The organism is Ruegeria sp. BHSA162 (assembly GCF_059613385.1).
This window is the reverse complement of the sequence record NZ_JBXWSK010000112.1, coordinates 1-8,641: the sequence shown is the minus strand read 5'-3', so window position 1 is coordinate 8,641 and position 8,641 is coordinate 1. Positions and strand designations below refer to the sequence as shown.

At 61.5% G+C, this 8,641-nt stretch carries 8 protein-coding genes; 5 read left to right on the top strand and 3 right to left on the bottom strand.

The window, feature by feature from the left end:
* The 5 genes from AC2FM5_RS18540 to AC2FM5_RS18520 form a co-directional block, all read left to right on the top strand.
* A partial coding sequence (locus tag AC2FM5_RS18540) for an aldehyde dehydrogenase family protein (RefSeq protein ID WP_496737355.1) occupies positions 1–691 on the top strand: 691 nt, incomplete at its 5' end.
* Positions 691–1,668 carry a membrane dipeptidase gene (locus tag AC2FM5_RS18535; RefSeq protein WP_496737352.1) on the top strand — a complete coding sequence of 326 codons (978 nt, stop codon included), beginning with the start codon at positions 691–693 and terminating at the stop codon, positions 1,666–1,668. The genes AC2FM5_RS18540 and AC2FM5_RS18535, both read left to right, overlap by 1 nt.
* Before the next feature lie 44 nt (positions 1,669–1,712).
* Complete coding sequence (locus AC2FM5_RS18530; protein WP_496737358.1) at positions 1,713–3,350, top strand: hypothetical protein; 1,638 nt, start codon at positions 1,713–1,715, stop codon at positions 3,348–3,350.
* Entirely contained in the window at positions 3,347–3,976 is a 630-nt protein-coding gene (locus tag AC2FM5_RS18525) for a DUF3726 domain-containing protein (RefSeq protein WP_496737350.1), read from the top strand. Before AC2FM5_RS18530 ends, AC2FM5_RS18525 begins: the two co-directional genes overlap by 4 nt.
* Positions 3,977–3,986: 10 nt before the next feature.
* A complete protein-coding gene (locus tag AC2FM5_RS18520) occupies positions 3,987–4,997 on the top strand; it encodes an Ldh family oxidoreductase (protein ID WP_496737348.1) in 1,011 nt (336 codons plus the stop codon).
* A gap of 52 nt (positions 4,998–5,049) precedes the next feature.
* On the opposite strand, the gene AC2FM5_RS18515 is transcribed toward AC2FM5_RS18520, so the two are convergent.
* The 3 genes from AC2FM5_RS18515 to AC2FM5_RS18505 all read right to left on the bottom strand — a co-directional run.
* A complete protein-coding gene (locus AC2FM5_RS18515; RefSeq protein ID WP_496737346.1) occupies positions 5,050–6,270 on the bottom strand; it encodes an aminopeptidase P family protein in 1,221 nt (406 codons plus the stop codon).
* 163 nt (positions 6,271–6,433) lie between these two features.
* Positions 6,434–7,645, bottom strand: coding sequence for an ABC transporter permease (locus AC2FM5_RS18510; RefSeq protein ID WP_170338070.1), 1,212 nt, complete (start codon positions 7,643–7,645; stop codon positions 6,434–6,436).
* Between the two features lie 5 nt (positions 7,646–7,650).
* Positions 7,651–8,641, bottom strand: a 991-nt coding sequence (locus AC2FM5_RS18505; protein ID WP_496737343.1) for an ABC transporter permease, incomplete at its 5' end; no start/stop codon positions are given.

Sequence of the window (8,641 nt, the reverse complement as noted above, 5' to 3'; positions counted from 1 at the left end):
GTTGGCCGTGATGGATGACGCGGATCTGGATCTGGCGGTGTCACTTGCGCTGGGCGGAGCTTTTGGCGGCACCGGGCAGAAATGCACCGCCTCTTCGCGGTTGGTGGTCCACGCCGCGATCCACGACGCCTTTGTCGAGAAGCTTGTCGCCGGCGCCAGGGCACTGAAAGTCGGGCATGCCCTGGAGGAAGGCACGCAGATGGGACCCGTCGTCAGCGAGCAGCAACTGCAAGAAAACCTGGCCTATGTCGAACTTGGCCAATCCGAAGGCGCCGAGCTGGCGTGCGGCGGGCATCGGCTGGAGCTGCAGCATGACGGGTATTACATGTCGCCCGGCGTGTTCGTGAACACGAACAACTCCATGCGGATCAACCGGGAAGAGATGTTCGCCCCGCTGACCAGCGTGCTCAAGGTCGACAGCTATGATGAGGCTTTGGCGATCGTGAATGACACGAATTTCGGCCTGACATCGGGCATCGTGACCCAGAATCTTGCGCGCGCGACGCATTTCCGGCGTCATGCAAGAACCGGTGTCGTGACCGTCAATTTGCCCACCGCAGGTACTGATTATCACGTTCCTTTCGGTGGCCGGGGCGACAGTTCGTATGGACCGCGCGAACAAGGCAAAGCGGCCGCCGAGTTCTACACCACTGTCAAAACCGCCTATATCAGCGCCGGGACCCCGATCTGATGCGGATTGACGGCCTGCAATATGCCAATTGGTCGGAAAAGATCTTCCGGCAATTGCGGGAAGGGGGCGTGGATGCCATTCACGTCACCGTCGCCTACCACGAGAATTTTCGTGAAACGGTTCAGAACCTCGAGAAATGGAACCGCTGGTTCGAGTTGTTCCCGGACCTGATCATGAAGGGACGATCGGCCAGCGACATCGACTCCGCGCGTGACACTGGGCGTACGGCCGTTTTCTTTGGTTTCCAGAACCCATCACCCATGGAAGATGACATTGGGCTGATTGAAATACTGTACGATCTCGGTGCCCGGTTCATGCAGTTGACCTACAACAACCAATCCCTGCTAGCGACCGGCTGCTACGAGGCTGAAGACACCGGTATCACCCGGATGGGGCGGCAGGTGATCAAGGAGATGAACCGCGTGGGATTGGTCATCGACATGAGCCATTCGGCCGACCGCTCCACGATTGAGGCAGCCGACCTTTCCGCGCGTCCGATCGCCATCACCCACGCCAATCCGCATGACTGGGCGCCCGCCCTGCGCAACAAGCGTGACCCCATCATCCGCGCCGTGACGGAAAGAGGTGGGATGCTCGGGTTTTCGGTCTACCCTCATCACCTGAAGGACAAGTCCGACTGTACGCTGGAAAGCTTTTGCACCATGATTGCCCGAACGGCCGAAAAATACGGAACACAACATCTCGGGATCGGAACCGACCTGTGCCAGGACCAACCCGACAGCGTTGTCGAGTGGATGCGTGTGGGTCGCTGGACCAAGGAAATCGATTACGGCGAAGGATCGTCTGCGAACCCGGGTTTTCCGCCGATGCCAAAATGGTTCCGGGACAATCGTGACTTTGACAAGATCGAGGCCGGCCTTCTCGCGGTTGGGATGACCTCGACCGAAGTCGCCGGGATCATGGGGCAGAACTGGTACCGCTTCTTTGCGGATAACTTCGGACCGGTCCAGAATTGACCGGACCGGGGCCGCATATCGCGCGCCGGGATCCGGCAACCGTTATGCGGCTCAGCAGGCTCGGGTCTTTGCACCAGTGCAGGCTCAGCTTCATGCGCGTTCTGACCCGCCGCCTGGCACGCGACAACTGGCGGTTTTCCACGCCGGTGTTCGAGATTGACGAGGCGGGTGTCGGACGGGCCGTCTATGTCGCACAGGGACCCGAGCGGGCGTATTCTCTGGTGGCCTTCGCCCATGATCTTCCACCAGAAAAACGGTCGGACCGGGTGATCGCGGATGCCTGGGACGCGACCTTCACCCTATTTGACGGAATCCCTTCCGAAGCCGACCTTGACCGGCTTTCCCGCAATGTTCCGCTGCAGGAGGCCGGCCGGATCAGCGAAACTGAACTGTCGCTATCCCGGGCCAATCGCTCGGTCCGATTGTGGACGCATGTCGTCGAAGCCCTAGCCGACGGTCGACAGCCGGATCTGAAGCAGATCCAAGAGGTTGGATACCTGATGCGAACCACGGCTGTTTACGGATCGGGAAAATTTGGGGCCGCGGACCGGGAAAACCTTGCAAACCGCACGGAAACCGAGGGGCCGTTTCAGGCCGAGATGCTGTCGGTCTTCCTCACACGCGCCTTCGTGCGGGACCTGGTCGAACACAAGGCGCGTGCAAAAGGGGGAAGCAAGGCCGTCAAGATGGCCCCTGATATCGCGCGCCGCCTTGGCATCGGGAATTCCACTGGACTGGGCATGGCGCCCTTCCTGATCAATCATCCGGTCCTGCTGAACAACTGGATCATGGCGCGCGAGGAGGCAATCGCCCGGGTTCGATCCGTGCAAACCGCGACCCAAGAAGAAATCAGTGTATTCCGGTCGGTGTTTGATCGCTGCCTGGTGTCGATTGGCCAATGGCATTCGGAACATCCGATACAAGATCGGAAACTGTCTGCTCTGAAATCAGACCTCGGGGTGATCGCGGACTTTCTCCGCCACTACGATCTTACGGGCCGAAGACCGTGGAACCGTCTGGTGGAGTGGTCGGAAACTGTGCTGAGCGAGGAGGGGCAGGAGTTGCTTCTTTCCCTGATCCTCGAACCCTATTCAGACCTGGTGGACGGTTTGTCAGGATGCATGGCGGATTCAAGCCCGCATATGTACGAGATTGACGGCGCCATGCCGCTGGCCGATGTGCGGCAAGCGATCCGCGACGGTTTCGGTTGGGCGCTGGATCTGGACTGGGGCGCCCGCGAAGCCTGCGCAAGGGTCTGGTATGTATCGGAAGAAAAGCTGGAACCCAGACTGGGTGAGCGCTTTGATGAGCCGGTAGCCGAGTACGAACAACCGCTTGCCCCGGCACGGGATGCGGCAGCGGCATATTCGGCAATGGCCGATTGGGACACCGCCGCGACCACCGCGGAATTTCTTCTGCGCCATCCTGAACATCGCCACACGATCCGCCGGGCGCAGATCAGCCGCAAGGCCCCCTACAGCGAGATCCGAGACAACACGATTGGTGCATCAGTTCTGCCGATCGACATGCTCCGCGCCAAACTGTCCTTTTTCGGCGCGACGCATTTCGATCCCCGCTCGGACCGTTGGGTCCGAATCTGCATGTATTCAGGCGCGCCGTACCCCGAGGATCTTTCGCCCGAAAATGCCGATTTCTGGGTTTATCCGGAGGTGCCGGAATGAACCTGTCGCTGAACGAGGTCGAAGGACTGGCAAAACGCGCGGCACGTGGGGCGGGTCATCACTGGGGGCCGGCCGAGGACGCCGCCAAGGCGACCCGCTGGCTGTGTCTGCAAGGTTTTGACGGTGCAGCCGCCTTGTCAGCGGTCCTGCGCCAGGAATTTGCCCTTCGGTTTGATGCGCACACGCCGCGGGACCTCGGGGTGAATTGGCGGGCGCATGGGCAGATGTGCCCGTTGGGGGCGGGGATGCTGCTGTCAGATTGTTCGGAACATCTGGGCCGCGGGCCGATCTTTCTGTATGACGTGGCGGTTCCACTGTTTCTCGTGCCGTTCGCGGGCAACGCTGCACGCCGATTGCAGACCAATGTGACCGTCGTCTGTGATGAACTCAGCGCCACGACGGATGGGGAGGTCGTGGACGCTCCGGATCTTTGGCCGGAAAGCGCCACAAAGGTCATCGTAACGATCGGCGGTACACCTGAAAAACTGCGCGCCACGCAGACGCGCGCCCTGCCGGCGCCTGCGGCTCTGGCTTTTTTGAACACTCTGGCTCAACGCACCTATGCCCCCGCAACTGAGGAGTCTCGCCGTTTGGGCGCCGGTGCTGGTTTGTCCGATAATGACTGAGGAGGCCGAGATGCCAGAAACCCGAACGTTGTCCCTTGCCGAAATCGAGGATCTGTCGCTGCGCGCTCTGATGGCGGCCGGCACGTCCGAGGACAATGCCCGGCCGTTGGCGGTTGCGACCGCCGCGACCGAGGCGGATGGGGTGGCCAGTCACGGGCTGGCCTACATCCCGATCTATTGCGAGCATGTACAATGCGGCAAGGTGGACGGGCGAGCACAGCCGGTGATGTCCGCCCCAAAACCGGGCGTGGTGGTGGTTGATGCGGCCACCGGTTTCGCTCACCCGGCGATCGACTTGGGGTTCGATGCGTTGATCCCGGCCGCACGCGAGCAGGGGATAGCTGCGCTGGCCATCCGCAACAGTTACAACTGTGGTGTGCTGGGGTATCACACCTATCGCTTGGCTCAGGCGGGCCTTGTTGGCCTGGGGTTCACCAATGCACCTGCATCCATTGCACCGTCGGGTGGTTCACGGCCCGTCGTGGGCACAAACCCGTTTTCGCTGGCCGTTCCGGGTGCTGATGGGCAGCCTGCTGTCTTGATCGACCAAAGCGCCAGCACGATCGCAAAAAGCGAGGTCATGAAGCACGCCCGCGAGGGAAAGCCGATTCCGGTCGGTTGGGCGCTGGACCCTGATGGCAACCCGACAACTGACCCCGCCGTGGGCCTCAAGGGCTCGATGGCGCCTTCGGGCGGCTACAAGGGCGTGGGCGTCGCACTTCTGACCGAGGTAATGGCCGCCGCCTTGACCGGGGCCACTTTGGGCATCCATGCTTCACCCTTTTCCGGAACTGTGGGCGGCCCGCCAAAGACCGGTCAGTTCTTCATTGCCATCGACCCCGGCGCTACGGCCGGGTCGGGGTTTGCTGCCAATATCGCGGAACTGGCCGAGGCGATCCGGTATCAGGAAGGAGCGCGTCTGCCCGGCGATGGTCGGCGCGCCAAGCGCCTGCAGGCCAGCCAGGACGGGGTTGGTGTCAGCGTCGCGACGCTGGACAAAATCCACGCCCTCCTGGCCTGACACCCCTTTCAGGCGGAAACAGGGGCAAGGCTGATGCCTCGCCCCCTTTGCATCACGTATTGATGATGTTGTGTTCCGGTCCGTACGGAAAGCCGGTGATATTCTCGGCCCCATCCTCGCCTACGACCAGAATGTCGTGCTCGCGATAGCCGCCCGCGCCGGGCTGGCCTTCGGGAATCCACAGCATCGGCTCGATGGACACGACCATGCCCGGCTCGAGCACCGTGTCGATGTCTTCGCGCAGTTCCAGGCCCGCTTCACGACCGTAGTAGTGGCTGAGGATGCCGAAGGAGTGCCCATATCCGAACGAGCGGTATTGCAGCAGGCCCTGATCGGCGAAGAACCGGTTGATCTCGGCTGTGATGCCGGAACAGGTCGCGCCGGGTTTGATCAGGCTCAACCCCAGCTCGTGCGCGGCTACATTGGCCTGCCACAGGCGCAGGCTGTCGGCGTCGGCCTCGCCCAAGAACAGGGTGCGTTCCAGCGCGGTGTAATAGCCCGAGATCATCGGGAATGTGTTGAGTGACAGGATATCGCCATTCTGCAAGGCCCGCTTGGTGACCGGGTTGTGTGCGCCGTCGGTGTTCAGGCCCGACTGGAACCAGACCCAGGTGTCGCGGTACTCGGCGTCGGGATAGGCGCGGGCGATCTCGATCTCCATCGCATCGCGGCCGGCCATGGCGATCTCGATCTCGGTGGCGCCTTCACGAATCGCGGCATGGATGGCCGCGCCGCCCACGTCCGCCGTACGTGCGCCGCCTTTGATCAACTCGATCTCTTCGGCCGATTTCACCATCCGCGCGGCCATCGTGTCGGGGGCGATGTCCACAAGCTCGGGCTGGTTCAGCATGGACAGGGCCGTGTCGCGCGCGGCCAGCGTCATGTGGTCGCTTTCGATGCCGATCCGGCGGGCAGTCCCGATCAGGCTGGCTACGGCGCGCCAGTAGTTGTCGCGCTTCCAGTCGGTGTAGATTACGTTGTCTTCGACCGACCGACGCCAGGGCTGGCCCGCGTCGATATTCGCTGACACGGTGGTGCAGCTGTCCTGCGTCACCACGCAGCCATAGGGCCGGCCGAAGGCGCAGTACAGAAAGCCCGAGTAGTAAGCGATGTTCTGCATCGAGGTCAGCAGAACGACCGGGATGTCCCGCTGCGCCATGATGGCGCGCAGTTTGGCCAACCGGCGGTCGTACTCGGCGCGGCTGAAGGGCAGGGGCGCCTTGTCGCCGTTGTGGCAGGTGAAGAATTCGGGGCGATTTGAAAGGTCTGTCATGTGCTCTCTCGTTTCTTTGCCGGACGTGCAAAGCCCGGCCACATGTCCCGGCGTACAGGACAGGCGGTCTCGGGGTCCGAGAGCCGATCACCCCCTTGGGCGCTGCGACGCCATCGCAGCAGGGGGCGAACAGAGAAATCGTTAGATCAGGCCACGCCGCCGGTCAAGCCGGCGTCAGCCCGCGCAGACGTTCCGACCGCCGCCGCAGCAGCTCGACCGTGGTCAGCAGGGCGATCGAGATGACGACGAGAATCGTGGCCACGGCCAGGATGGTCGGGCTGATCTGCTCGCGCAGGCCGGTGAACATCTGCCACGGCAGCGTCTTTTGGCTGGCCGATCCGACGAAAAGCACCACGACCACCTCGTCGAACGAGGTGATGAAGGCGAACAGCCCGCCCGAGATCACGCCCGGCAGGATCAGGGGCATCTGAATCTTGAAGAAGGTCCGCACCGGACCCGCACCCATATTCGCAGCAGCCCGCGTCAGCGAACGGTCAAACCCGACCAGCGTGGCGGTCACGGTGATGATGACGAAGGGAATGCCCAGAACGGCGTGGGCCAGGATCACCTTAAGGTAGCCCACAAAGGTCTTGTTCATGCCCAAAGTGCCTTCAAGGAAGCGGCCGATGTCGCTGTAGAAGAAGAACATGCCCGTCGCCGAGATGATCAGCGGCACGATCATCGGAGAAATCAGGATCCCCATGATGGCGCGCCGCCCCGGCACATGCGACTGGCTGAGACCGATGGCCGCCAGCGTTCCCAGCGTTACCGATATGATCGTGGCGATGGGCGCGATGATCAGCGAGTTCTTGAAGCTGCGCTGCCATTCGTTGTTGGTGAAGAAATCCTGGTAATGCTTCAGCGAATACCCTTCGGGGTCCAGCCGCAGCATCTCGGGTGTAAAGGTAAAGAAGTCCTGCGCGTTGAACGACAGCGGAAGAACCACCAGAATCGGCGTGATCAAGAAGACGAAGATTGCGCCGCAGATCACCCGGAACAGGTAGTGATAGAACACCTGCTGCGCCGTCAGATAAGGCAGCAGCTTGCGGCGGTATCGGCCCTCGTACAGCCAGAATGTGAACCATGCGAAAAACCAGCCGCCCAAGAAGCCGAGCACACCGCCCATCGGCCCGGAAACCGCGAAGCCGACGGACGCGAAACCGATGATGTTGATCCAGTAGGCAAGCCTCTCGTTCTTGAGGACCGAGATGTAGATCCAGGCCAAAAGGGCCGTCAGCGCCGCGCCGCCGATCATTCCCAGGGGGACCGAGCCGTTTCCGGCGCCGACAAACATGCCGGCAAACGCGCCGGCCAGTGCGACGCTGGGAAGGACCATGGATAGGGGCTTGCGCGAAATTGGTGTCAGTGCGGCCATGTCGGTTACCCCAGCTTCACGTTATCGATGCCCACGATCTTGTCGTAGACCCAGTAGAGGATCAGAACCACTGCCAGCAGGATCGTCCCCAATGCTGCAGCCAGGCCCCAGTTCAACGACGACGATATGTGATAGGCAATCCGGTTCGAGATGAAGACACCCTTGGTGCCGCCCACGATTTCGGGCGTGATGTAGTAGCCGATTGCCAGAATGAACACGAGGATCGATCCCGCTCCGATGCCCGGGATGGATTGCGGGAAGTAGATCCGCCAGAACGTGGTCCAGTTCGTCGCGCCCATGGATTTGGCCGCGCGGGTGTAGGATGGCGGAATCGTCTGCATCACCGAATACATCGGCAGGATCATGAACGGCAGCAGGATATGCGTCATGGCAATGATCGTGCCGATCTGGTTGTTGATGATGATCAGCCGGGCGTCATCTGCGACCAGCCCGAGCCAGACGAGGGTGTCGTTTATAACGCCCTGCTGCTGCAGCATGACCTTCCATGCGGATGTCCGCACCAGAAGCGACGTCCAGAAGGGCAGCAAAACCAGAATCATCAGCAGGTTCGACACGCGCATTGGCAGGGTCGCCAGCAGGTAGCTGACCGGATAGGCCAGCAGGATGCAGGCCCCGGTGATTACCAGCGACATGAACAACGTACGCCCGAACAGCTTGATGAGAATCTGCTTGTCTTCCGGCTGAGCCTGAGCACCTTCCGGGGTGCGCCGCATGTCGATTGCGTTCAGGAAGTAACCGTTGGTGATCGGAACCGCATGGGTTTTGATCACGCGCCACGTCTGCGGGTCCCCCCAGCCGTCGTGGATCTCGATCAGCTTTTCCTTGAACGGACCGTCGGCTTCAGGATCCAACCGTTTGATCTTGCGGCCTGACTGGCGGAACAGCGAAGACATGCCGGTTTCTTCGTAGTTCAGACGCGTGCCAAGCCGGGTGTGTTCCTTGTTTTCGATCGCGACCACCATGTCACGAACGAAG